Here is a 23,142-nt window from a genome sequence, read left to right on the forward strand (position 1 = left end):
CCCCGGTAAAGCGCGATGAACCTTTTTTTATGGGCGTAACCCGCGCTTACGACGCGGCGTTGGCGCTTTCGACGCTGCGCAACCGGTCATAAGCCGCCGCCAGCAACAGCACCAGCAGCGTAGGCTGCAGCCAGACCAGACCCTGTTCGGCCAGCGGCAGCTTATCGAACCAGACGGGCAGCAGGCCGCTGAAGCTGGAGGCCTTCAGGCCGTCGGCGAGGCCAAACACCAGGCTGGTGGCGATCACCGGCGCGAAGACGCGCTTGGCGTTGCGCCAGCGGTTCTGGCTGAAGCTGAGCAACACCAGCGCGATGCAAGGTGGATAGATCGCCGTCAGCACCGGCAGCGAGACGCGGATCAGGTTGGTCAGCCCCATGTTGGAGACCAGCATGGCGAAGAGGGCGAGGATAACCACCAGCGTGCGGTAAGAGAGCGGCAGGTAGCGAGAGAAGAAGTCCGCGCAGGCGCAGGTCATGCCGACCGCCGTCACCAGGCAGGCGATGAACATCAGTACCGCCATAAAGACGCTGCCCAGATCGCCGAAGGTGTGTTGCACATAAGCGTGCAGGATTGCCGCGCCATCCTGAGCGCCACTCTCGACCAGGCTGCCGCTGCCGGCGCCGAGTTTGAACATGCAGATATAGACCAGCGTCAGGCCGACGCCGGCGATCAGGCTGGCCCACAGGGTGTAGCGCAGCAGCAGGCCGCTGTCGCTGACGCCACGCGAGCGGGCGGCGGTGACGATAATCGAGCCGAACATCAGCGCCGACAGCGTGTCCATGGTTTGATAACCCTGCACGAAGCCGGTGGAAAACGCCGATGCCTGATAGCTGCCAACGGCGGAGACCGGTTCACCGGCGGGCCAAACCAGGGCGGCGATGCCGAGCGCGGCCAGCGCCAGGATTTTCAGCGGCGCCAGAATATGGCCGACGTTATCAAGCAACCGGCCGGGATACAGCGAGACGATCATCGCCAGGCTAAAGAACAGCAGGCTGTAGATGAACTGCGGTAGGGCGCCGTCGCCGGTGAAGGGCGCGATGCCGAGGGCGAAAGAGACATTGGCGGTTCGCGGCGTGGCGAACAGCGGGCCGAGCGCCAGATAGCAGACGGTCGCCAACAGCAGACCGGCGGTGCGGCCGATGGGGCCGGTCAGCAGGCTGATGCTGCCGCCGACGCGCGCCAGCGCGATCACGGCGATCACCGGCAAGGCGACGGCGGTCACCATAAACCCGAGGGCGGCCGGCCACAGATGCTCGCCGGACTGCAGCCCCACCAGCGGGGGGAAAATGATGTTGCCGGCGCCGACAAACAGGGCGAAGGTCATAAAGCCCAGGGCGATAATGTCTTTCGGGGATAAATTCTTGGTCATAACGGTATGGCACTGCCTGTATTCATGAAATAAACGGCCTGCTGCGGAATGGATAACTGCAGAGGGCAGGCGCAGAGGGCAGCGAGCGCCCGCAAAATTTTCGTCCGGCAGGATATAATAATTCGGCGACAAAAACCTGATTAATCCAGCGCTGTTTATCCTGGCGTGAACCGGCCGCACAGAGGGATCATGGCGGCCGGCCCGGCGGCGCGTTAGCTCGCGCGCGCCACCATGTCTATCGACAGCGGGATTTCGATATGCGGTTTGAAAGAGTCATACGCGAAAGAGACGTGGCCGTCTTCGACCGGTTTGCGGGTGAAAAAGATCAGCATATCGCGGGTCGAATGCCGGCGTTTGTCCTGCGCTTCCACCGGTGAGAGGCTGTGTTTGCGTTCATGATCGACAATCAGCAGGGTATCGAGGAAATGCCGATGCTGTATTTCGCCCAAAATCCATTCTGGCCGGGCTCGATCGAATTTGATCCCGCTGGTTTCGCGCATATCGTGAATAAAGGTCTTGGCGCTGTCGTCGGTCATGTTGTCGCAGCCGAGGAAGGTCGTCATGGTGTGGTCGACGCCGTCGCTGTGCACGCCTTCCAGCGCCGGTTCGCCCAGCATCTGCGGCGTGGTGACGGTGCGCAGGTTGAACACCGTGCAGACGAACTTGTTGATCTCCTGATTAAGCCGGGCGCGCGGCGTCACGCTCACGCCATCGATCACGTAGGCTTTGAATTTCATCAGCGCCTGGAATGCCGTATTCAACTGCAGATCGTCGTTGATGCCGCGAAAGTGGCGCACCTTTCCCGAATCGTAACGGATGAAGTCTTCCTCGACCGAGAGCACGAAGGGCTGGAACTCCAGCCGCTCAATCTGGGCGCGATCGAAGTCGAAACAGAAGCGGCCGTTTCTGGACTTGCGGAAAGGCAGCGTGGGATCGTCCGCCAGATTGCCGCTGACCTGCTGCAGCTTGGCGAAATCTTCCGGCCGCGCACCCAGCGCCAGCAGGATCGCTTGCATGGTGGCGCCGGGGATAAAGGCTGAACGGTGTTCCTGATACGCCTTCTTAACTTCATCAAGCAGGGATAACTGTCGCATTTCTCGGAGGCCTCACGAATGATGTGGCGATTATAAAATCTTGCTGCCGATCTCCACGTCGAAATCGGTTTTCAGCAAGACGGTGCCTTGATCCCGGGTGACCGCAGCAAGTACCAGCACTTCGGATTTAAATCCAGCAACCCGCCTGGCGGGGAAATTAACGACGGAGATGACTTTTTTGCCGAGCAGATCATCTTTCTGATAGTTTTCGCATAATTGCGCCGAGCTGTTTTTAATGCCAATTTCTTCGCCGAAATCAATGCGCAGCTTATAGGCGGGCTTTAACGCCTTGTCGTTATATTCCACGGAAATAATTTCGCCAATACGCATATCCAGTTTCATAAAATCAGTGATTTCGGCCATAAGTCAGTCCAGTTAATTAAGTGGCTTCAGGAAGGCTAGCAAAGGGGAATTATTCCGACAACGCCGCCAGGAGGGGAATAGTTATACCGGATGTAGCAATTAATTTACATTGTCGTAACGGGGTGAGATTAATTATAAGCTTGGTGAATTATATAAAATTGAAACGTCATTATTTCCCGCAAGTGTGTTCATTACGCAGGCTTGGGGGGCCGGTGTCGGTGCTGTTAAGCCAGTGTTAAATTGGTTAGTATGTTCCGCATTAACTCATCAGCCGCATTTTTCAGGTAGTGATATGGAAATAACTCAGCGCGAAAAACGCGATCGGCGAAAGGCATTTATCGCGCCGTTTTTCCTGATATTAATATGGTCGACCGGCTTTATTGCCGCGCGGGCGGTGGCGGATCATGCCGATCCCAACCTTTTCCTGACTTTTCGCTTTTTGATCGCCGCTGCGGTATTCGCCCTGCTGGCGCTGCATTGCGCCTGGCCCAAGGGGCGACAGTTCGTGATGCACCTGCTGACCGGCATGCTGATGAACGGCGTTTACCTCGCCGCAAGCTGGTGGGCGGTGGCGAACGGCCTGGCGGCCGGGGTGATGTCGCTCATTGGCGGATTGCAGCCGCTGTTCACCGCGCTGATTTTCGCGCTGGTGCTGCGCAAATCGATAGGGTTGCGTTCCTGGGCCGGGCTGGCGGTCGGTTTTATCGGCGTTGCGCTGGTGCTCTCCCCTCGGCTGACCGGTATCGACGTCGGCAATATGGCGCTGTTGCCGATCCTGATGGGCTTTGGCAGCATCGTCGCGCTGACGATCGGCATCATGGTGCAGAAGTCTTCGCTGGCGGCGGCCGATCTGCGGGCGGCAGGCGCCATTCAGCACCTCGGCGCCGCGATCGTGACCGGCGTGCTGGCGGCCGTGATGGGCTCCGGCGCCTGGGACCATTCGCCGACGCTGTGGTTCTCGCTGCTGTGGTCGGCCGGCGTGTTGTCGCTGGGCGGCACCGCGCTGTTTATCTGGATGGTGCGCCACGGCGATTTGACTCGCATTACCGCGCTGATGCTGCTGGTGCCGCCGGCGGCGGCGCTGCAGGCGTACATGCTGTTTGGCGAGGCGCTGTCGCTACTGCAGTTGGCGGGATTTGTGCTGACGCTGCTGGGGGTCGCCATCGTACAGCGAATTCGCCTGCTGCGGCGCTCTCGCCTGGCCGAATAGTCTGCAACAGGAAGTGCCGTAGAGCCCGCGCTGCCGGGCTTTTTTATTGGCTGAAAAATGGCCAACATCACAAAACCGAAAGATAACAAAGCAACGCCGTTGCCTCGTCACACTTATTAACTATATGTTAATTTTTGGTTTATTAAATGTGATCAGGGGATGGATGATGATGAAAAAAATCAGCGCTACCGTAGCTGCAATCACCTTACTGTGCTCCGTTTCCGCCTATGCGGCCTTCCCGGCGGGCTACCCCGCCGACTATCAGAAACGGGTCGACGGCGCGAAGAAAGAAGGCAAGGTGGTGATTTACTCGACCACCGACACCAAGGCGGCGGCGCCGCTGATCCAGGGGTTCGAGGCGTTGTATCCGGGCATCAAGGTGGAATACAACGACATGAACAGTACCGAACTGTATAACCGCTTCATCAGCGAGCAGGCGGCCGGCGGCACCAGCGGCGACGTGGTGTGGAGCTCGTCGATGGACACCATTTTGAAACTGGCGGGCGATTACGCACAGGAATACGCCTCCCCCGAGCAGGCTAAGCTGCCGAAATGGGCGGTATGGCAAGATAAGGTGTATGGCACCACCTATGAGCCGGTGGTGTTTATCTATAACAAACGCCTGATCCCGCAAGGCGATGTGCCGGATTCGCACGCGGCGCTGGCTAAACTGATCGCCGGCCAGACGGACAAATTCAAGAAGAAAGTCACCACGTACGACATCGAAAAATCCGGCGTCGGCTTCATGCTGTCGGTGCAGGACTTCAAGGCCGATCCTAACTACTTCAAAACGCTGGCCGACGTGGCCAAGGGGGGGCTGGCGGTACAATCCTCCACCGGCACCATGATGGAGCGCGTCTCCTCCGGTGAAAACCTGATCGGCTTCAATATCCTCGGTTCGTACGCCGAGGCCCGCGCCAAGAGCGATCCGTCGCTCGGCATCGTCTATCCGAAAGACTATACCCTGGTGCTGTCGCGCGTGAGCTTCATCAGCAAAGAGGCCGGCAACCCTAACGCCGCCAAGCTGTGGTTCGACTACGTGCTGTCGGAGAAAGGGCAAAATATTCTCGCCAATCAGGCGGATATCCCCTCGATCCGCAACGACATCGAAGGCAAGAACGACATTGACGGCATGACCAAGCTGCTGGGCAACGCGCTCAAGCCGATTCCGGTCGATGACAGCCTGCTGGAATACCTGCAGCCGGCCAAACGCCTCGACTACATCAAACAATGGCGCGCTGCCGCGGCGAAATAACAGGGACTGCATTCGGACGTGCGCCTGCCTTAGCGGCGCGCGCCCTTTGGTCGGCGTTTACAACCATAGGGAGCATTTATGCAAGCATGGCGCAGAAAGTGGCAGAGCCTGCCGCGCGGCCTGGTGGTGTTGATAACCGCACTGGTTATCTATGTCCCCCTGTCGTTTATCATCATTCAAAGCTTCCTTTCGGCACCGTTCTTCTCTCCCTCCAAGGTCTTCAGCCTGGAGGCCTTCGAGTTCATCTTTACCGATCCTGATTTCTACAAGGCGCTGAAGAGCGGCTTTATTCTGGCATTCGGGCTGGTGATCATCGCCATCCCGCTCGGCGGCATTTTGGCCTTCCTGATGGTGCGCACCGATCTGCCGGGGCGGCGGATCATCGAGCCGCTGATTCTGGTGCCGATCTTCGTGTCGCCGATGGTGCTGGGCTTCGGCTACGTGGTGGCGGCGGGGCCGGTGGGTTTCTTCTCGCTGTGGGCGGAGGCGCTGCTGGGCTTCGTGCCGTGGAATATCTATTCGATGGCCAGCATCGTGGTGATTGCCGGATTGACGCACGTACCCCACGCGTATCTGTATATCTCCTCGGCGCTGCGCAGCGTGGGCTCCGACGTTGAAGAAGCGGCGCGCACCGCCGGCGCCACGCCGCTGCAGGTCATGACCGCCGTCAGTCTGCCGATGGTGCGGCCGTCTATCCTGTATGCCGGAGTGCTGCTGTTCTTCCTCGGGCTGGAAGTGTTCGGCCTGATGCTGGTGCTGGGGGATCCGGAGGGCAACCTGGTGCTGGCGACCTACCTGTACCAGTTGACCAACAAGCTGGGCACGCCGTCTTACCACCTGATGGCGGCGGTGGCGGTGGTGCTGATCTGCATCACCATTCCGCTGGTGATGCTGCAGCGCCGGCTGATGCGTACCGCCAACCGCTTCGTCACCGTCAAGGGCAAAGCCTCGCAGGCCCGTGCGCTGCCGCTGGGCAAATGGCGCTGGGTGGCCGGCGCGGTGGTGATGTTCTGGCTGACCGTGACCATCGGCGTGCCGCTGATCGGCGTGGTGCTGCGCGCCTTTATCTCCAACTGGGGCGTGGGCGTGTCTGTTTGGGACGAGCTGTCGATCAACACCTTCCGCACCATCTGGGCGCAGCCCAACCTGCTGCGCGCCATCGTCAACTCAATGGCGATTGGGGTGATCGGCGGGGCGTTGGCGGTGGCGTGCTACCTGTTTATCGGCATCGCCATGCACCGCAAGCCGGATGGCGCCACGCGCTTCCTCGACTACAGCGTGCTGGTGCCGCGCGCGGTGCCGGGGCTGCTGGCCGGTCTGGCATTCCTGTGGGTGTTTCTGTTCCTGCCGATGTGGCTGGACAAATCGCTCAAGGAGGGCTGGCTGTCGGCGCTGCCGATGGCCGAGTGGCTGCGTGCTAACTGGATTGTCTGGCTGCGTTCGCTGCGCAGCACCATCTTCAGCGTCTGGCTGGCGTATACCGTGGTGTGGATGGCTTACGGCCTGCGGCTGATCTCTTCCACGCTGCTGCAGGTGGGGCCGGAGCTGGAGGAGGCGGCGCGCAGCGCCGGCGCCAGCCGCGGCCAGATCACCCGCCACGTCACCATTCCGCTGTCGCGTTACGGTCTTATCGGCTCTTGGCTGCTGATGTTCCTGATCTTTGAGCGCGAATATTCTACCGGGGTGTATCTGCTGTCTCCGGGCACGGAAACCATCGGCTCGATGCTGGTTTCCCTGTGGGCCGCGGGCGCTATCGATATCGTCGCCGCGCTGTCGTTCATCAATATCCTGCTGGTGGTGCTGGGGTTGGGGATCGCCTTGCGCTTTGGAGTGAAACTACATGATTGAACTTTCGGTAGAGAATCTGCATTTGACCTATGGCGACAACCCGGTGCTGAAAGGGGTGTCGATGGAGCTGAAACGGGGCGAAGTGGTCTCGCTGCTGGGCCCGTCGGGCAGCGGAAAAACCACGCTGCTGCGGGCGGTGGCCGGGCTGGAGAAACCAAGCCAGGGGCGGATCGTCATCGGCAACAGCGCGGTGTACAACGGCAGCGCGCGCAGCGAAATTCCCGCCGAAGAGCGCAACCTGGGGCTGGTGTTTCAGTCCTACGCGCTGTGGCCGCATAAAACGGTGTTTGAGAACGTCGCTTACCCGCTGAAGCTGCGTAAGATCGCCTCGGCGGAAATCACCCAGCGGGTGCAGGCGGTGCTGGATCAGCTCGGGTTGGGGCATCTGGCCAAGCGCCATCCGCATCAGCTTTCCGGCGGCCAGCAGCAGCGCGTGGCGATTGGGCGTGCGCTGGTCTACAACCCGCCGGTGATCCTGCTGGACGAGCCGCTGTCCAACCTCGACGCCAAGCTGCGCGAAGAGGCGCGGGTATTCCTGCGCGAGTTGATCATCAAGCTCGGTCTGTCGGCGCTGATGGTGACCCACGATCAGAATGAGGCGATGGCCATCTCCGATCGCATCCTGCTGCTTAATAACGGCAAAATTGAACAGCAGGGCACGCCGCAGGAGATGTACGGTTCGCCCGCCACGCTGTTCACCGCCGAATTCATGGGCAGCAACAACCGCTTGCCGGGCAAGATCGTGGCGCTGGAAGGCGATCGGGCGCGCATCGAAGGCAAGGACTGGGCGCTGTGGGGCAAAGCGGGCGAAGGCGTGCAGGTTGGCCAGGAGGGCTCGGCGGTGATCCGCGTGGAGCGCGTGCGGTTGGGCGAAGATCCGCAGGGCAACCAGCTTGAGCTGCCGCTGTTGACCAGCATGTATCTCGGCGATCGCTGGGAGTACCTGTTCCGCACCGTGGCCGAGGATTTCGTGGTGCGCGCCTATGGCCACGAAGCGCGCGATCGGGCGCTGTGCCGGCTCTCCCTGCCGGCCGATCATCTGTGGATATTCCCGAAAGCCTAGTCAGGACGCCCGCAGGCGCGAGCGCTCCGTTTACAGATCCAGCACCAGCCGATTGCCTTTGGCGCGCGAGCAGCAGATCAACAGAGTTTGCTGCGCCGCGCGCTCTTCGTCACTGAGATACTGATCGCGGTGATCGGCTTCCCCTTCGACGATGCGGGTTTCGCAGGTGCCGCAAATGCCTTCGCGGCACAGGCACTCGACCTTGGCCGCTTTGCTGTTTTCCAGCGCCTGCAGGATGGTCATGTCTTCCGCCACTTCAAGCTCAATACCTGACCGGGCCAGCACCAGCGTAAAGGCGCCGCCCGCCGTGTCTTCGGCGGCGAAGGCTTCGCTGTGCAAGCGACCGGGGGCGATGCCCAGTTCGGCGGCGGTTCGGTAAACCGCCTCGTTCAGCGCCGCCGGGCCGCAGACGTAGATATGTGCGCCGGGCTCCACGTCGGCCAGCGTGCGCGCCAGATCCAACCGGCCGTTAAGACTGGAGACATGGCAACTGACGTTGTCGGTGAACGGCGCTTGCGTCAGCTGCTGCTGGAAGGCGTTGTGTTCCTCGCTGTGGAAGCAGTAGTGCAGATGATAGCGTTGCCCGCTGCGCTGCAGCTCGTGCAGATGAGCCATAAACGGCGTGATGCCGATGCCGCCGGCGATCAGCACGTGATGCTGCGCCTCCGGCGCCAGCGCGAACAGGTTATTGGGGGTGCTGATGGTCAGCGTATCGCCGATCGCCAGCCGATCGTGCATGAAGTCGGAACCGCCTTTGGAAGGGGACTCGCGGCGCACGGCGATCTGGTAACGGTCGAGCTCGAACGGTGAGCTCAGCAGCGAATAGGCGTTGCTGTAACGCTGCTCGCCGTCCTGCATTTGCACGATGATGTGGCTGCCGCCGCTGAAGGCGGGCAGCGGCCGGCCTTGCGGATCCGCCAGGGTAAAGCGCTTGACCTGCGCGGTGACGGGTTCGATGTCGACGACGCGAACATCAAGCATCTGATAGCTGGTCATTCATTGGCTCCAAAGCGCGGGCGTCCCCGCGCATGAAAAAGTTATACCGCCTGGCACAGGTATTTGAGCTCCAGATAGTCTTCGATGCCGTATTCGGAGCCTTCACGCCCCAGGCCCGACTGCTTCACCCCGCCGAACGGCGCCACCTCGTTGGAGATAAGGCCGGTATTGATGCCGACCATGCCGTACTCCAGCCGCTCCGAAACGCGCCAGATGCGCGCCGCATCGCGGGTGTAGAAGTAGGCGGCCAAGCCGTAGATGGTGTCGTTGGCCTGGCGGATCGCTTCGGCTTCGTCATCGAACACCACCAGCGGCGCGACCGGGCCAAAGATCTCTTCTTCCAGCAACAGCGAGCCGGGCTGTACGTTGCCCAGCACCGTCGGCGTGAAGAAATTGCCGCCCAGCGCGTGCGGCGTGGCGCCGGTCAGCACCTGAGCGCCTTTGTTCAGCGCGTCATCGAGCAGCTCCAGCACCTTGTCGCGCGCCTTGCGGTTGATCAGCGGGCCGATCTGCACGCCGGGTTCGAAGCCGTTGCCGACCTGCAGCGCCGCCACGCGGGCGACAAACTTCTCGGCGAACTGCGGGTAAACGCCGCGCTGCACGTAGAACCGATTGACGCAGACGCAGGTCTGCCCGGCGTTGCGGTATTTGGCGATCAGCGCGCCTTCCACCGCAGCATCGATGTCCGCATCGTCAAACACGATGAACGGCGCGTTGCCGCCCAGCTCCAGCGACACTTTCTTGATGGTGTCCGCGCTCTGGCGCATCAGCAGCCTGCCCACCGGCGTGGAGCCGGTAAAGCTCAGCTTGCGCACCTGTGGGTGGCGGGTCAGCTCGGCGCCGATCGCCTGCGAGTTGCCGGTCACCACGTTGAATACCCCGGCGGGAATGCCGGCGCGCTCGGCCAGCTCGGCCATCGCCAGCGCCGAGTAAGGGGTTTCGTTGGCGGGTTTGACCACCAGCGTGCAGCCGGCCGCCAGCGCCGGCGCGGCCTTGCGGGTGATCATCGCCGCCGGGAAGTTCCAGGGCGTGATCGCCGCGCACACGCCGATGCCCTGCTTCAGCACCATCAGGCGTTTATCGCCGCTCGGCGAGGGAATGATGTCGCCATTGGTGCGCTTGGCCTGTTCGGCGAACCATTCGATAAAGGAGGCGGCATAGCGGATCTCGCCCAGCGACTCCGCCAGCGGCTTGCCTTGCTCCAGCGTCATCAGGCTGGCCAGATCCTGCTGGTGCTCCAGCATCAGTTCGAACCAGCGGCGCAGCAGCTGCGCGCGTTGCTGTGCCGGCAGCGCGCGCCAGCCTTCCAGCGCCTGCTGGGCGGCGTCGATCGCCCGTTGGGTTTCTGCCGTCGCCATGTTGGGCACGCTGCCGATGAGTTGGCCGGTGGCGGGATCGCTCACCGGCAGGGTTTCCTGGTTGTCGGCATCGCGCCATTGCCCGTTGATGTAGGCTTGTTGGCGGAATAGCGCCCGATCGGAAATATTCACAAAGAACCTCACAAGTCAGGGGGAGGGGGCCCGTGGGCCCCGTCGCATCAGGGTTGATAAACCTGCGCCAGCAGATTGTGGAAGTGGGCGATGCCGTGTTCGCTGACGCCGCTGCCGGCGCCGTCGGCCATGATGCGCCCCTGGCCGCGATAGCCGCGCGATTTGAGGCCTTTTTGCACGCTCTCCACCAGCCGCAAATCTTCCGGGCGGAACACGTCGCGGTACCAGTCGATCAGTTTGAGCTGTTCGTCGCTCAAATCGGCGTTGGTGAAGTAGATGTCGTAGTGCTGCAGGGTGGTTTCCGCATCGACCGGGAACTCATAGATCACCGTCATCATGCCTTCCAGCGGCGGCATGTTGAACATGGTGCACGGCCACAGCCAGATGCCGTGGAAGCTGGCTTCTTTACCCTCTTCAAACTTGAACGACTGCTCGGAAGGGCGGGCGTAGCCGAACTGCAGCGTCCAGTTGCCGTGCAGGGTGTGCCAGTAGCGGTCGACCTGCACCGAGTCGGCGAAGCCGGGGTGTGCCGGGCCGCAGTGGTAGCACTCGAGGTAGTTGTCGACGATGTTCTTCCAGTTGGCCGGGGTTCGGGTGACGAAGCGCGCCGCCAGCTTGAGATCGTCTACCTGTGGGCAGGCTTCGCGCACTTTGGCGCCGAGGCCCGGCAGCTGGTCTTCCACCGTGCCGGCCTGCGAGTCCAGATTAACGTAGATAAACCCGGCGTACTCTTCGACCCGCACCGGCATCAGGTGCGAGTTTTCCTTATCGAAGTTCTGCACGTTTTCGCAGTTGCGCGCGTGCGCCAGTTCGCCGTCCAGCTTGAACGCCCAGGCGTGATAAGGGCAGGTGATGACGTTTTTCGCCCGGCCGTCGCCCGCCAGCAGCTGGTGGCCGCGGTGCGGGCAGACGTTGTAAAAGGCGCGCAGCACGTTGTCGCGGCCACGCACCACCAGAATGTTTTCACCGATGATCTCGCGGGTGATGTAGTCGTTCGGTTGGGCAAGCTCGCTGCGGTGCGCCACGCAAATCCAGCTGGTGGCGAACACCTGCTCTTTTTCGTGCTCGAACGCCGCCTGGTGGGTATAGAACCGGGCCGGAATGGTGTAGGCCTCGCGGGCGTCGGCGCAGAAATCTTTCGGTAAGGTAAATTCAGGGATCAGAGTGCTCATAAGTTAACCTTCCTCTTTTCTTATTGTCATTTCGCCATAGGGCGCGGTTGATACGACGATGGAGCAGAGAGTTCGGCGGCCGGCGGCGCCTCGGGCAGCGCCGGCGCGCTGCTTTCGATCAGGTGAGCCGGAATGGCCGCGTAGTCCTGCTTCAGCCAGCGGGCAAAGCCGTAGGTTTTCACCAGCAGCACCAGCAGGAACGGCAGCGCGGTCAGGATCACCGTGGTTTTCATGGTGTCCAGCGAGGCGCCGGTGAACAGGATCGACAGCGGGATCAGGGTGATCACCACGCACCAGAACAGGCGCAGCATCGGGCTGGGATCTTGCCCCTCCTGCAGGTTGCGGGTGCTGGTGGCGGCCATGGTGTAGGCCACGGCGTCCATGTGCGAGGCCAGGAAAATGATCATGATGAACAGATAGGCGGCCAGGAACAGTTTGCCGAGCGGCAGCGCCGTCAGCAGCATCTGCACGGCGGTTTCGCCGCCCTGGGTGTTGAGGATCTCCGGCACGTTGAGCTGCCCGCTGATGAACTGATGCATGGCGTAGCTTTCCAGCGAGCCGAAGAAGAACCAGCAGCCGAGGGTGCTGCCGAGCAGCAGCGCCCAGATCACCTCTTTAATCTTGCGGCCGCGCGAGACGCGGGTGACGAACATCGCCACGCCCGGGGTGTAAGAAATCCACCACAGCCAGTAGAACACCGTCCAGCTGCGGCTGAAGCTGCCGTCGCCCATCGGATCGGTAAACAGACTCATCTGCAGGAAGTTTTGCGCCGTCAGGCCGATGGCGTTGATGGTGTTGTTGATGGTGAATTCGGTGGGGCCGACCAGCAGCACCAGCCCGGCGAAGACGAAAGCGCCCCAGCCGACCATTTTGCTCAGGCGCTGCATGCCGCCGTCGATGCCGATGTAGGAGCTGAGACAGAAGATCACCGCCGCCAGCAGGATCACCGTCGCCTGCACCACGAAATTGTCGGGGATGCCGGTCAGCGCCGTCAGCCCGCGAGTAAAGGTGGAGGCGGTCAGCACCAGCGAAATGGTGAGGGCGCCGACGGTGGCGACCAGGAAAATCAGATCCACCATCCGCCCAATCGGGCCGTTGGCGCGCACGCCGGTGATGGCGGAAATGATCCCCGACAGGCTGAGCCCTTTGTTCTTACGCACGTGGAAGTGGTAGGCCATGATCAGCGAGGCGAGGGCATAGGTTGCCCAGGCGCTCAGGCCCCAGTGGAAGAAGGAGTAGCTGATGCTGTATTCCAGCGCCTTCGGGGTGCGCGGCGCGATGTTCAGCCCCGGCGTCTGGTAGTAATACGCCCATTCCATCACCCCCCAGTACAGGGTGGACGAGCCCAGGCCGGCGCAGATGAACATGAACAGCCAGGCCAGCGTGGAGTATTGCGGTTTGCCTTCGCCGAGGCGGATGTTGCCGTATTTGCTCAACGCCAGATACAGCACCACCAGCAGGGCGATCAGCACCAGGATTTGAATGGTTGAACCGAACAGCCGGGTGACGCCGTTGAAAATGGTGTTGGCGATAAGCGCGGATTGAGCCGGAAAGAGCATCAGGCAAATGGCGATCAGCGCAATACTGCACAGGCTGATGGCGATGAGCGTGACATCCTTTTTAGGGTTGCTCTGCATGGGAGTGAACTCCTGTTATCGGTGGTGGGCCGGTGCGCGAAGCGTAGGGTGCGCCCGGGCCTTATTGGTTTGAACCCTTTGTTTTGTTACACCGCGAGGAGCAAACGCCCCGGCAGAACGCCGCCGGCAGTATTTACTCTTCATTAACATTTTCGAGTGTGCACAAATTACAGGAGGGCCACAATTGGGGCATCTGTAAAAGGATAAAACACAGTATGTAAACAATTTGTTGTGATCTTGGCCGGGGTATTGGCGTGCTTTCTGCGGTGGTTTTCAGCGGATTTGCGGCGGCGATCGAAGCGGAAAAACGGACGTGGCAAAGCAGGGCGCGAAAGGGCGCCCCGCACAGGAAAATCGGTGATGCTTAGCGTTGCAGCAGGGCGGCGATCGCCTGGCCGACTTGCTGGGTGGAGGCATCGCCGCGCATGTCCGGCGTGCGCGGCCCGTCGGCGATGATGCGCTCGATCGCCTGCAGGATGCCGTCATGCGCCTGGCGGTAACGGGCATCGCCGTCGCCCAGGAAGTCCAGCATCATCGCGCCGCTCCAGATCATGGCGATCGGGTTGGCGATGTTCTTGCCGAAAATGTCCGGCGCCGAGCCGTGCACCGGTTCGAACAGCGACGGGAAGTTGCGCTCCGGGTTCAGGTTGGCCGACGGCGCAATGCCGATGGTGCCGGTGCAGGCCGGGCCGAGATCCGACAAAATATCGCCGAACAGGTTGGAGGCGACCACCACGTCGAAGCGTTCGGGGTTCAGCACGAAGCGCGCGCACAGAATATCGATGTGCTGTTTGTCCCAGGCGATATCGGGGTACTGGCGCGCCATCTCTGCCACGCGCTCATCCCAGTACGGCATGCTGATGGCCATGCCGTTGGACTTGGTGGCGGCGGTCAGGCGTTTGCGCGGGCGCTGCTGCGCCAGCTCGAAGGCGTATTTCAGGATGCGGTCCACGCCCTGGCGGGTGAAAACCGATTCCTGGATCACCATCTCGCGTTCGGTGCCTTCGAACATCCGCCCGCCGAGCGAGGAGTATTCCCCTTCGGTATTTTCGCGCACCACGTAGAAATCGATGTCGCCCGGCTGTTTGTTCGCCAGCGGGCAGGGCACGCCGGGAAACAGCCGCACCGGGCGCAGGTTGACGTACTGCTCGAAGTCGCGGCGGAATTTCAGCAGCGAACCCCACAGCGAAATGTGATCGGGCACCGTATCCGGCCAGCCGACGGCGCCGAAGTAGATGGCGTCGAAGCCCTTGAGCTGCTCAAACCAATCGCCCGGCATCATCTGGCCGTGGTGCTGGTAGTAGTCGCAGCTGGCCCACTCGAAGGTGTCGAATTCCAGCGACAGATCCCAGCGCGCCGCCGCCGCCTGCAATACCCGTATGCCTTCCGGCAACACTTCCCGCCCGATACCGTCCCCGGGGATAGCGGCAATCTTGTAAGTTTTGCTCATACAGAGGTCTCATTTGTAGGTAGGGGAGATTGACAACACTCTTATCCTATAATTGACTAACTGTTAATCAATCTCGAAAACGGTGAAACATAAAACACGAATCATGAACAATATGCCGATCCTGAGTGACCTGCGGGTGTTCGTGCTGGTGGCGCGCCGCGCCGGGTTTGCCGCCGCCGCCGAAGAATTGGGCGTGTCGCCGGCCTTTATCAGCAAACGCATCGCGTTGTTGGAAAAGGCGCTGGACGTGTCGCTACTACACCGCACCACGCGGCGAGTGGCGATCACCGAGGACGGTGAACGCATCTACGAATGGGCGCAGCGCATTCTCAACGATGTTGATCAGATGATGGACGAGCTGTCCGAGGTGCGTCAGGCGCCGCAGGGCATGCTGCGCGTGGTCAGCAGCTTTGGCTTCGGCCGGCGCTTCGTGGCCCCGGCGCTGTCGGCGCTGGCGCGGGAGTATCCGCAGCTGGAGCTGCGGCTCGACGTGTCCGACCGGCTGGTGGATCTGGTCAGCGAAGGGTTCGATCTGGATATCCGCATCGGCGACGATATTGCCCCTAATCTGATCGCGCGCAAGCTGGCGGACAACCAGCGCATCCTGTGCGCTTCGCCGGCGTATCTGCAGCGCCACGGCGTGCCGAAAAGCGTGGCGGAGCTGGCGGGCCGCGCCTGCCTGGTGATCAAGGAGCGCGATCACCCGTTCGGGCTGTGGCGGCTGCAGGGGCCGGGCGGCGAAGAGACGGTGAAAGTGACGGGAGCGCTGGCGTCGAACCACGGCGAAATCGTGCACCAGTGGTGCCTGGACGGGCAGGGCGTTGCGCTGCGTTCCGCCTGGGACGTGAAAGAGAACATCGACAGCGGCAGGTTGGTGCACATCCTGCCGGAGTATTTTCAGCCGGCCAATATCTGGGCGGTGTACGTTTCCCGGCTGGCAACGTCGGCGAAAGTGCGGGTGACGGTCGAATTTTTGCGCGATTATTTCCGTGAGCACTATGGCGAAACGGGGGCGGCGAGTGAAAATCCGCCGCGGCCTTGAGGCCAAAAATGTGCGCCAGATCATCTTATGCTCGTAAAACTCCCCTCCGTTACTTGTGGAACTGTTGCACCTGTTCCTTTTGCCAAAACTTTGGTTTATGCTCAGCTGAAGCGTTTCAGTTGAAGCGCTCTTCGACAGAAATGCCGATGTGACGGCGGCGAAAAGCCGCTGAAGCGCGGGAATAATGCAAACGCGGCGATTCACAGCGGGCGGTGCGATCCACTACTCTATGCGGGTTAGTGAGACAACCAGTCAGCGCCGGCCCGGCGCCGGTGAGTCAGCCCGGCGGGGACGGCCCTTTTTCAGGAGCAGCATGACCATCCGCATAGCGATAAACGGCTTTGGCCGCATCGGCCGCAGCGTATTGCGCGCACTGTACGAATCGGGACGACGGGCGGAAATCTCCGTGGTGGCGATCAACGAGCTGGCGAACGCCGAGGGCATGGCCCACCTGCTGAAGTACGATTCCAGCCACGGTCGCTTCGCCTGGGATGTGCGGCAAGAGTGCGACACGCTGAGCGTCGGGGACGACGCGATTCGCCTGTTGCATCAGCCGGCGGTGGAGCAGTTGCCCTGGGGCGAGCTGGGCGTCGATGTGGTGCTGGACTGCAGCGGCGTGTACGGCAGCCGGGCGGATGGCGAAGCCCATCTGGCGGCGGGGGCGAAGAAAGTGCTGTTCGCCCATCCGGGCGGCAACGATCTGGACGCTACCATCGTGTTCGGCGTCAACCATCAGACGCTGTTGGCGGAACATCGTATCGTGTCCAACGCCTCGTGCACCACCAACTGCATTATTCCGGTGATCAAGCTGCTGGACGACGCCTACAGCATCGAATCCGGCACCGTGACCACCATTCACTCGGCGATGAACGATCAGCCGGTGATCGACGCGTATCACGCGGATTTGCGGCGCACCCGCGCGGCGAGCCAGTCGATCATTCCGGTCGACACCAAGCTGGCCGCGGGCATCACCCGTATCTTCCCGCAGTTTTGCGATCGCTTCGAGGCTATCTCGGTGCGCGTGCCGACCATCAACGTGACGGCTATCGATCTTAGCGTCAGCGTGAGCGCCGCGGTGAAGGTGGCGGAGGTCAACCAGCTGTTGCAAAAGGCCGCACGGGAATCATTTCGTGGTATAGTTGACTACACGGAATTACCATTGGTCTCGATCGATTTTAACCATGACCCGCACAGCGCTATCGTCGACGGTACGCAGACCCGGGTCAGCGGGCAGCACCTGATAAAGACCTTGGTCTGGTGCGATAATGAATGGGGCTTTGCCAATCGGATGTTGGATACAACACGGGCAATGGCCGCCAGCGGTTTCTAGTACGGCGGCGCCGGCGTGATTGGCGCGCTGCTCAGGCAATTTTATAGAGATTCAATAAAGAGGGTTCACCATGTCTGTAATTAAGATGACCGATCTGGATCTGGCGGGTAAACGCGTACTGATCCGCTCCGATCTGAACGTGCCGGTAAAAGACGGTAAAGTGACTTCCGACGCGCGTATCCGCGCTTCCCTGCCGACTATCGAAGCTGCGCTGAAGCAAGGCGCCCGCGTGATGGTAACCTCCCACCTGGGTCGTCCTACCGAAGGCGAGTACAACGAAGAATTCTCCCTGCTGCCTGTGGTCAACTACCTGAAAGATCACCTGAAATCCCCAGTGCGTCTGGCGAAGGATTATCTGGATGGCGTCGACGTCGCCGAAGGCGAACTGGTGGTGCTGGAAAACGTCCGTTTCAACAAGGGCGAGAAGAAAGACGACGAAACCCTGTCCAAGAAATACGCGGCGCTGTGCGACGTGTATGTGATGGACGCGTTCGGCACCGCGCACCGCGCGCAGGCTTCCACCCACGGCGTGGGCAAGTTCGCGCCTGTCGCCTGTGCCGGCCCGCTGCTGTCCGCCGAGTTGGAAGCGCTGGGCAAGGCCCTGGGCAACCCGGCCCGTCCGATGGTCGCCATCGTGGGCGGTTCTAAAGTGTCCACCAAACTGACCGTGCTGGATTCCCTGTCCAAAATCGCCGATCAGCTGATCGTCGGTGGTGGCATCGCCAACACCTTCGTGGCGGCGCAGGGCAACAACGTGGGCCAGTCCCTGTACGAACCGGATCTGATCCCGAACGCGCAGAAACTGCTGGAAACCTGCGACATCCCGGTTCCGACCGACGTGCGCGTCGCGACCGAGTTCTCCGAAACCGCGACCGCGACCGTGAAGCAGGCCAACGAGATCCAGGACAACGAGCAAATTCTGGATATGGGCGACGTCTCTGCCGAGCGTCTGGCCGTTATCCTGAAGAACGCCAAGACCATTCTGTGGAATGGCCCGGTTGGCGTATTCGAGTTCCCTAACTTCCGTAAGGGCACCGAAATTGTCGCCCGCGCGATCGCCGATAGCGACGCTTTCTCTATCGCTGGCGGCGGCGACACTCTGGCAGCCATCGATCTGTTCGGTATCGCTGACAAAATTTCCTACATCTCCACCGGCGGTGGCGCATTCCTGGAATTCGTTGAAGGGAAACCGCTGCCTGCAGTCGTGATGCTGGAAGAGCGCGCTAAGCAGTAATTCAGACAACGGGAGGCGAAAGCCGCCCGTTTGTTTTATACCGCGCGGCTAATGCTGCGCGGCGTGAAAACATCGATTTACATCCATCTACGGCCGACGAAACAGGACAAAGTAACATGTCTAAAATTTTTGATTTCGTAAAACCGGGTGTCATCACGGGTGATGACGTTCAGAAAGTCTTCGCAGTTGCTAAAGAGAACAACTTTGCGCTGCCAGCGGTAAACTGCGTGGGTACCGACTCCATCAACGCAGTGCTGGAAGCCGCGGCTAAAGTGCGCGCGCCGGTCATCGTTCAGTTCTCCAACGGTGGCGCCGCGTTCATCGCCGGCAAAGGCGTGAAGACCGATGTGCCTCAGGGCGCAGCGATTCTGGGCGCCATCTCTGGCGCACACCACGTTCACCAGATGGCTGAACACTACGGCGTGCCGGTGATCCTGCACACCGACCACTGCGCGAAGAAACTGCTGCCATGGCTGGACGGCCTGCTGGACGCCGGCGAGAAGCACTTCGCCGCTACCGGCAAACCGCTGTTCTCTTCCCACATGATCGATCTGTCTGAAGAATCTCTGGAAGAAAACATCGAGATCTGCAGCGCCTACCTGAAGCGCATGGCCAAAATCGGCATGACGCTGGAAATCGAACTGGGCTGCACCGGCGGTGAAGAAGATGGCGTGGACAACAGCCATATGGACGCATCCGCTCTGTACACCCAGCCGGAAGACGTGGCTTACGCGTACGAAAAACTGAACGCCATCAGCCCGCGCTTCACCATCGCTGCCTCCTTCGGTAACGTGCACGGCGTGTACAAGCCAGGCAACGTCAAGCTGACTCCGACCATCCTGCGTGATTCTCAGGACTACGTGTCCAAGAAATTCAACCTGCCGCACAACAGCCTGAACTTCGTGTTCCACGGCGGTTCTGGTTCTACCGACGCAGAGATCAAAGAGTCTGTGGGTTACGGCGTGATCAAGATGAACATCGACACCGACACTCAATGGGCAACCTGGGACGGCATCCTGCAGTACTACAAAGCGAACGAAGCTTACCTGCAGGGCCAGCTGGGCAACCCGAAAGGCGCCGATCAGCCGAACAAGAAATACTACGATCCACGCGTATGGCTGCGCGCAGCGCAGACCAGCATGGTGACGCGTCTGGAGCAGGCCTTCAAAGATCTGAACGCGGTAGACGTTCTGTAATCTTTGGCACCTGTTGCACGATGCAAAAGGCTCCCTGCGGGGAGCCTTTTTCGTTTTCAGCCCAGCAGGCCGGCGCCGACGTTGATAGACAGGCCCAGGATCAGCATGTTGAACGCGAAAGAGATCACCGACTGCAGCAGTGTGACCTTACGCACTTCCGCCGCTCCGACCGCCACATCGGCGGTTTGCGACGCCACCGCAATGGTGAAGGAGAAGTAGGCGAAATCCAGATAGGTCGGCTCGGTGAGGTTGCCGGGAAACAGCAGCGGCAAAGGATCCTGCTGTGCGCCCTGGCGATAAAACTGGTGGGCATAGTGCATGGTGAAGGCGGTCGGCAGCAGCAGCCAGGAGACCACCAGCGTGGCGCCGGTCAGCAGCAAATGCAGCGTCTTCAGAGAGCCGGCCACCTGTTTGGCGCTGCTCAGTTCAAACAGGATCGCGAGTAAACTGACCAGGCAACCAAGGCTGACCAGCGTCAGCACCATACTGGCGCTTTCATCCTGCCGCCGGGCGATCTGGCGAATGTGCTGCGGCGTGCTGATCAGCATCAGCCGCCAGAGAAACAGCAGGTAGAGCCAGGCCAGCGTATTCCAGCCGATCATCAGGCGCTGCAGCAGCGAGAGCTGGGCGGGCAGCAGCAGAAAGCACAGCAGCCCGGCGCCGACGGAAAACAGCAGCCTGGGCCGCACTTGCCAATAGTGTTTGAGCGAAGAGCGAACGTGCATGATTAACGGATCCCTTGTCGTGAAATGGCCAACGCGCTTTTCTCAGCATAGAAGAAGCGGCGGCCGGTTTCGGCTATTTTTAACGCTGACGGTTGGCATGAGCCTTTAATGTTGGTTACCCTTAGGCGGTGGTTTCCTACTGGCCGCCGAGGCCAGTGTATTTTTGCGAGTTTCTCCCGTTAGGGACTGAGTTAGGACGACACAAATGAAAGATTTGAATGTAGTAGACGGCATCAACGGTGCCGGCGACTGGTTGGTGAAGAACCAGGATCTGTTGATCCAGTACGCGGTGAATATCGTCGCCGCCATCGTTATCCTGATCATCGGTTCGATCGTGGCCCGCGTGGTCGGCAATGCGCTGAACCGCGTGATGAAGCTGCGCGGCATCGACGCCACGGTGGCAGATTTCCTGTCGGCGATCGTGCGCTACGGCGTGCTGGCGTTCACCTTCATCGCGGTGCTGGGGCGCGTCGGCGTGCAGACCACCTCGGTGATCGCCGTGCTGGGTGCTGCCGGTTTGGCCGTCGGTCTGGCGCTGCAAGGGTCGCTGTCCAACTTCGCCGCCGGCGTGCTGCTGGTGATCTTCCGCCCGCTGCGCGTGGGTGAATATGTCGATCTGGGTGGCGTGGCCGGTACCGTCGATCAGGTGCAGATTTTCTCCACCTCCCTGCGTACCGCAGACAACAAAACCATCGTGGTGCCGAACGGTAAAATCATCGCCGGCAACATCATCAACTACTCCCGCGAGCCGAATCGCCGCGTGGATATCGTCGTGGGCGTGGCCTACAACGCCGATATCGACGTGGTGAAGAAGGTGCTGGGCGACGTGATCGCCGCCGACAAGCGCATCATGCACGCCAAAGGCGTGACCGTGCGTCTGAACGAGATGGCGCCGTCTTCCCTGAACTTCGTCACCCGCTCCTGGACCACCAACGCGGAATACTGGAACGTGTACTTCGATCTGATGGAAAACTTCAAGCGCGCGCTGGATGCCAACAATATCGGCATTCCGTTCCCGCAGATGGACGTGCACCTGTATCGCACCGAAGACGCTTCCGCCAAGGCGGAATAACAGAGAGGGGGCCTTGGCCCCTTTTTTCATTACAGGCCGAGACGTCACCGATGGCGTCTCGGCCTTTTCTTTTCCGCGAGTTCAGGCGCCGGCGACCGGCTTGGCGAGCGGTGTGCGGCGGTGCAGGCTGAGGCGATAGAGCAGGAAGATGGCGACCGCGCCCAGCAGCGCCGGCAGCGCCAGCCAGAGGAAGAACACTTCAGCCGAACCGGCGGCGGTCATCATCCAGGCGCCGAGCATCGAGCCGACGATCGAGCCGAAGCGGCCGTTGGCCATGGCCCAGCTGACGCCGGTCACGCGGGCTGCGGTCGGGTAAAGGGTGGCGGAGACCAGGTTCAGGCCGTTTTGCGCGCCGGCCACGCCGAAACCGATGAGGAACACAACGGCGGCCAGCGTATAGACGTCGCCCATCAGGTAACCGGTCGCGCCGATCACCAGCGCGGCGCCCAGGTAGGAGACGGCCAGCACGCGGTAGGGGCCGACGCGATCCATCAGCAGCGCCATCAGGATGGCGCCCAGGGTGCCGCCGAGCGGCACCATCGCTCCGATGCGCGAGGCGTGGGCGATATCGTAACCGGCGTCTTTGAGGATCGTCGGCAGCCAGCTGGTAAGCAGGTAGAACACGAACAGCGAGCAGAAGAACGCCGCCCACAGCAGCAGGGTGCGCACGGCGCGCCCTTCGATAAACAGGTGCGAGATCGGCGACTTGGCCTGTGCCGGGCGCTCGTCATCGACGATGGTGCCCCCCGTCCAACGCCGGCCGGTGATACGCTCGACCACCCGGCGTAGCCGATCGGCATGTTTGGCGTTGGCGGCCATAAAGCGTACCGACTCGGGCATCTGCCAGGCCAGCAGCGGCAGCAGCGCCAATGGCGCAATGCCGCCGACCAGCAGCACGCCGCGCCAGCCGAATGCCGGGATGATCTGCCCGGCCAGCAGCCCGCCCAGGGCCAACCCGGCGGTAAAGCCGCTCCAGCTCAGGGTGACCATCAGCATGCGGCGGCGCGCCGGTGAGTACTCCGAGCTGAGAGTAATGCAGGTCGGTATCGCGCCCCCGAGGCCAATGCCGGTGATGAAACGCAGCAGGGTCAGGGATTCTATCGATTGCGTATAAGCCGAAGCCAGGGTGCAGCCGCCAAACACCAGCACCGCGACGAGCAGCACGCGTTTACGGCCGATGGCGTCGGCGAGCGGCCCGAACAGCAGGCTGCCGATCAGCAGGCCGAACAGCCCTGCGCCGAAGGCGGGGGAGAGCTGCGCAGGCTGCAGGCCCCACTCTTCGCGCAGCGCCGGGGCGATATAGCCGATGATGGCGGTATCGAAGCCGTCCAGCAGGGCGATCAGGAAGCACAGGGTGAGGATGAGGATTTGATAAGGCGAGATCTTGGCGCGATCGATGATTTCGCTGATGCGAGCGGTATCTGGGCTCATGAGGGTTCCACTGTTATTAAGCTGTTGTGGGCTGGCTGAGGGGCCGTTCAGGCCGCTGTGGCTGGCATCGCGTAGAAACCCGAGTATACACCAGAGGGGGACGTTGCGGGGAGAGGGCGTTGATGATCATCGCCCACCGCAGGAGGTACCTGCGGCGGGCGATGG

Annotated in this window: 19 protein-coding genes; 9 read left to right on the forward strand and 10 right to left on the reverse strand. The window is 61.2% G+C overall.

Features of this window, described 5'->3' with window-relative positions; translation table 11 throughout:
* Positions 1–46 precede the first annotated feature (46 nt).
* The 3 genes from brnQ to HMPREF3138_RS11735 form a co-directional block, all read right to left on the reverse strand.
* Positions 47–1,369 (reverse strand): branched-chain amino acid transport system II carrier protein, encoded by a 1,323-nt coding sequence (brnQ, locus tag HMPREF3138_RS11725; RefSeq protein ID WP_038871104.1) that lies wholly within the window; start codon positions 1,367–1,369, stop codon positions 47–49.
* A 212-nt stretch (positions 1,370–1,581) separates the two neighbouring features.
* A complete protein-coding gene (locus HMPREF3138_RS11730; RefSeq protein WP_038871106.1) occupies positions 1,582–2,463 on the reverse strand; it encodes a 2OG-Fe dioxygenase family protein in 882 nt (293 codons plus the stop codon).
* Positions 2,464–2,493: 30 nt separating this feature from the next.
* Entirely contained in the window at positions 2,494–2,826 is a 333-nt protein-coding gene (locus HMPREF3138_RS11735) for a tRNA-binding protein (protein ID WP_038871108.1), read from the reverse strand.
* A 292-nt stretch (positions 2,827–3,118) separates the two neighbouring features.
* Here HMPREF3138_RS11735 and HMPREF3138_RS11740 point away from each other — a divergent pair, with 292 nt between their 5' ends.
* The 4 genes from HMPREF3138_RS11740 to HMPREF3138_RS11755 all read left to right on the forward strand — a co-directional run bounded on the left by HMPREF3138_RS11740 (position 3,119) and on the right by HMPREF3138_RS11755 (position 8,202).
* Positions 3,119–4,036 (forward strand): DMT family transporter, encoded by a 918-nt coding sequence (locus HMPREF3138_RS11740; protein ID WP_038871109.1) that lies wholly within the window; start codon positions 3,119–3,121, stop codon positions 4,034–4,036.
* Positions 4,037–4,202: 166 nt separating this feature from the next.
* A complete protein-coding gene (locus HMPREF3138_RS11745; RefSeq protein ID WP_038871111.1) occupies positions 4,203–5,291 on the forward strand; it encodes an ABC transporter substrate-binding protein in 1,089 nt (362 codons plus the stop codon).
* A gap of 78 nt (positions 5,292–5,369) precedes the next feature.
* On the forward strand, positions 5,370–7,139 hold the full coding sequence (locus HMPREF3138_RS11750) for an ABC transporter permease (RefSeq protein ID WP_038871113.1): 1,770 nt from the start codon (positions 5,370–5,372) through the stop codon (positions 7,137–7,139).
* The gene (locus HMPREF3138_RS11755; protein ID WP_038871115.1) at positions 7,132–8,202 is read left to right on the forward strand and encodes an ABC transporter ATP-binding protein; all 1,071 of its coding nucleotides are present in this window, start codon (positions 7,132–7,134) and stop codon (positions 8,200–8,202) included. Before HMPREF3138_RS11750 ends, HMPREF3138_RS11755 begins: the two co-directional genes overlap by 8 nt.
* 30 nt (positions 8,203–8,232) lie before the next feature.
* On the opposite strand, the gene HMPREF3138_RS11760 is transcribed toward HMPREF3138_RS11755, so the two are convergent.
* From HMPREF3138_RS11760 to HMPREF3138_RS11780, 5 genes are all read right to left on the reverse strand, one after another.
* Entirely contained in the window at positions 8,233–9,198 is a 966-nt protein-coding gene (locus HMPREF3138_RS11760) for a PDR/VanB family oxidoreductase (protein WP_038871117.1), read from the reverse strand.
* Between the two features lie 41 nt (positions 9,199–9,239).
* Positions 9,240–10,688 carry an NAD-dependent succinate-semialdehyde dehydrogenase gene (locus HMPREF3138_RS11765; RefSeq protein ID WP_038871120.1) on the reverse strand — a complete coding sequence of 483 codons (1,449 nt, stop codon included), beginning with the start codon at positions 10,686–10,688 and terminating at the stop codon, positions 9,240–9,242.
* Between the two features lie 47 nt (positions 10,689–10,735).
* On the reverse strand, positions 10,736–11,860 hold the full coding sequence (locus tag HMPREF3138_RS11770; RefSeq protein ID WP_038871122.1) for an aromatic ring-hydroxylating oxygenase subunit alpha: 1,125 nt from the start codon (positions 11,858–11,860) through the stop codon (positions 10,736–10,738).
* Between the two features lie 26 nt (positions 11,861–11,886).
* Positions 11,887–13,497 (reverse strand): BCCT family transporter, encoded by a 1,611-nt coding sequence (locus HMPREF3138_RS11775; RefSeq protein ID WP_038871123.1) that lies wholly within the window; start codon positions 13,495–13,497, stop codon positions 11,887–11,889.
* A 364-nt stretch (positions 13,498–13,861) separates the two neighbouring features.
* Positions 13,862–14,947 (reverse strand): tartrate dehydrogenase, encoded by a 1,086-nt coding sequence (locus HMPREF3138_RS11780; RefSeq protein ID WP_038871125.1) that lies wholly within the window; start codon positions 14,945–14,947, stop codon positions 13,862–13,864.
* 82 nt (positions 14,948–15,029) lie between these two features.
* Between HMPREF3138_RS11780 and HMPREF3138_RS11785 the strand changes: the two genes are divergently transcribed.
* The 4 genes from HMPREF3138_RS11785 (at position 15,030) to fbaA (ending at position 19,749) form a co-directional block, all read left to right on the forward strand.
* Positions 15,030–15,989, forward strand: coding sequence for a LysR family transcriptional regulator (locus tag HMPREF3138_RS11785; RefSeq protein ID WP_274534220.1), 960 nt, complete (start codon positions 15,030–15,032; stop codon positions 15,987–15,989).
* A 313-nt stretch (positions 15,990–16,302) separates the two neighbouring features.
* Entirely contained in the window at positions 16,303–17,319 is a 1,017-nt protein-coding gene (gene epd / locus HMPREF3138_RS11790; RefSeq protein WP_004931582.1) for an erythrose-4-phosphate dehydrogenase, read from the forward strand.
* Positions 17,320–17,389: 70 nt separating this feature from the next.
* On the forward strand, positions 17,390–18,553 hold the full coding sequence (gene pgk, locus HMPREF3138_RS11795) for a phosphoglycerate kinase (protein WP_025160206.1): 1,164 nt from the start codon (positions 17,390–17,392) through the stop codon (positions 18,551–18,553).
* 116 nt (positions 18,554–18,669) lie between these two features.
* Positions 18,670–19,749, forward strand: a complete 1,080-nt coding sequence (fbaA, locus tag HMPREF3138_RS11800; RefSeq protein WP_025304179.1) for a class II fructose-bisphosphate aldolase — start codon at positions 18,670–18,672, stop codon at positions 19,747–19,749.
* Between the two features lie 56 nt (positions 19,750–19,805).
* Here fbaA and HMPREF3138_RS11805 read toward each other — a convergent pair whose 3' ends face one another.
* Positions 19,806–20,474, reverse strand: coding sequence for a DUF1345 domain-containing protein (locus tag HMPREF3138_RS11805; protein WP_038871133.1), 669 nt, complete (start codon positions 20,472–20,474; stop codon positions 19,806–19,808).
* Positions 20,475–20,679: 205 nt separating this feature from the next.
* On the opposite strand from HMPREF3138_RS11805, the gene mscS reads away from it, so the two are divergent.
* Positions 20,680–21,546 (forward strand): small-conductance mechanosensitive channel MscS, encoded by an 867-nt coding sequence (gene mscS, locus HMPREF3138_RS11810; protein ID WP_038871136.1) that lies wholly within the window; start codon positions 20,680–20,682, stop codon positions 21,544–21,546.
* Positions 21,547–21,627: 81 nt separating this feature from the next.
* On the opposite strand, the gene HMPREF3138_RS11815 is transcribed toward mscS, so the two are convergent.
* Positions 21,628–22,977: an MFS transporter gene (locus tag HMPREF3138_RS11815; protein ID WP_038871138.1), complete on the reverse strand. Its 1,350-nt coding sequence runs from the start codon at positions 22,975–22,977 to the stop codon at positions 21,628–21,630.
* Positions 22,978–23,142: the final 165 nt, after the last annotated feature.

The sequence above is a fragment of the Serratia sp. HMSC15F11 genome (assembly GCF_001808215.1).
In the GTDB taxonomy this organism is placed as follows: domain Bacteria; phylum Pseudomonadota; class Gammaproteobacteria; order Enterobacterales; family Enterobacteriaceae; genus Serratia; species Serratia nevei.

What these genes read in the sequence shown, in the direction of transcription:
- HMPREF3138_RS11735 (WP_038871108.1), bottom strand. Translation starts at nt 2,826, where the DNA reads ATGGCCGAAATCACTGATTTTATGAAACTGGATATGCGTATTGGCGAA.
- HMPREF3138_RS11750 (WP_038871113.1), top strand. Translation starts at nt 5,370, where the DNA reads ATGCAAGCATGGCGCAGAAAGTGGCAGAGCCTGCCGCGCGGCCTGGTG.
- mscS (WP_038871136.1), top strand. Translation starts at nt 20,680, where the DNA reads ATGAAAGATTTGAATGTAGTAGACGGCATCAACGGTGCCGGCGACTGG.
- HMPREF3138_RS11780 (WP_038871125.1), bottom strand. Translation starts at nt 14,947, where the DNA reads ATGAGCAAAACTTACAAGATTGCCGCTATCCCCGGGGACGGTATCGGG.
- HMPREF3138_RS11775 (WP_038871123.1), bottom strand. Translation starts at nt 13,497, where the DNA reads ATGCAGAGCAACCCTAAAAAGGATGTCACGCTCATCGCCATCAGCCTG.
- brnQ (WP_038871104.1), bottom strand. Translation starts at nt 1,369, where the DNA reads ATGACCAAGAATTTATCCCCGAAAGACATTATCGCCCTGGGCTTTATG.
- fbaA (WP_025304179.1), top strand. Translation starts at nt 18,670, where the DNA reads ATGTCTAAAATTTTTGATTTCGTAAAACCGGGTGTCATCACGGGTGAT.
- HMPREF3138_RS11745 (WP_038871111.1), top strand. Translation starts at nt 4,203, where the DNA reads ATGATGAAAAAAATCAGCGCTACCGTAGCTGCAATCACCTTACTGTGC.
- pgk (WP_025160206.1), top strand. Translation starts at nt 17,390, where the DNA reads ATGTCTGTAATTAAGATGACCGATCTGGATCTGGCGGGTAAACGCGTA.
- HMPREF3138_RS11815 (WP_038871138.1), bottom strand. Translation starts at nt 22,977, where the DNA reads ATGAGCCCAGATACCGCTCGCATCAGCGAAATCATCGATCGCGCCAAG.
- HMPREF3138_RS11760 (WP_038871117.1), bottom strand. Translation starts at nt 9,198, where the DNA reads ATGACCAGCTATCAGATGCTTGATGTTCGCGTCGTCGACATCGAACCC.
- HMPREF3138_RS11740 (WP_038871109.1), top strand. Translation starts at nt 3,119, where the DNA reads ATGGAAATAACTCAGCGCGAAAAACGCGATCGGCGAAAGGCATTTATC.
- HMPREF3138_RS11805 (WP_038871133.1), bottom strand. Translation starts at nt 20,474, where the DNA reads ATGCACGTTCGCTCTTCGCTCAAACACTATTGGCAAGTGCGGCCCAGG.
- epd (WP_004931582.1), top strand. Translation starts at nt 16,303, where the DNA reads ATGACCATCCGCATAGCGATAAACGGCTTTGGCCGCATCGGCCGCAGC.
- HMPREF3138_RS11730 (WP_038871106.1), bottom strand. Translation starts at nt 2,463, where the DNA reads ATGCGACAGTTATCCCTGCTTGATGAAGTTAAGAAGGCGTATCAGGAA.
- HMPREF3138_RS11755 (WP_038871115.1), top strand. Translation starts at nt 7,132, where the DNA reads ATGATTGAACTTTCGGTAGAGAATCTGCATTTGACCTATGGCGACAAC.
- HMPREF3138_RS11770 (WP_038871122.1), bottom strand. Translation starts at nt 11,860, where the DNA reads ATGAGCACTCTGATCCCTGAATTTACCTTACCGAAAGATTTCTGCGCC.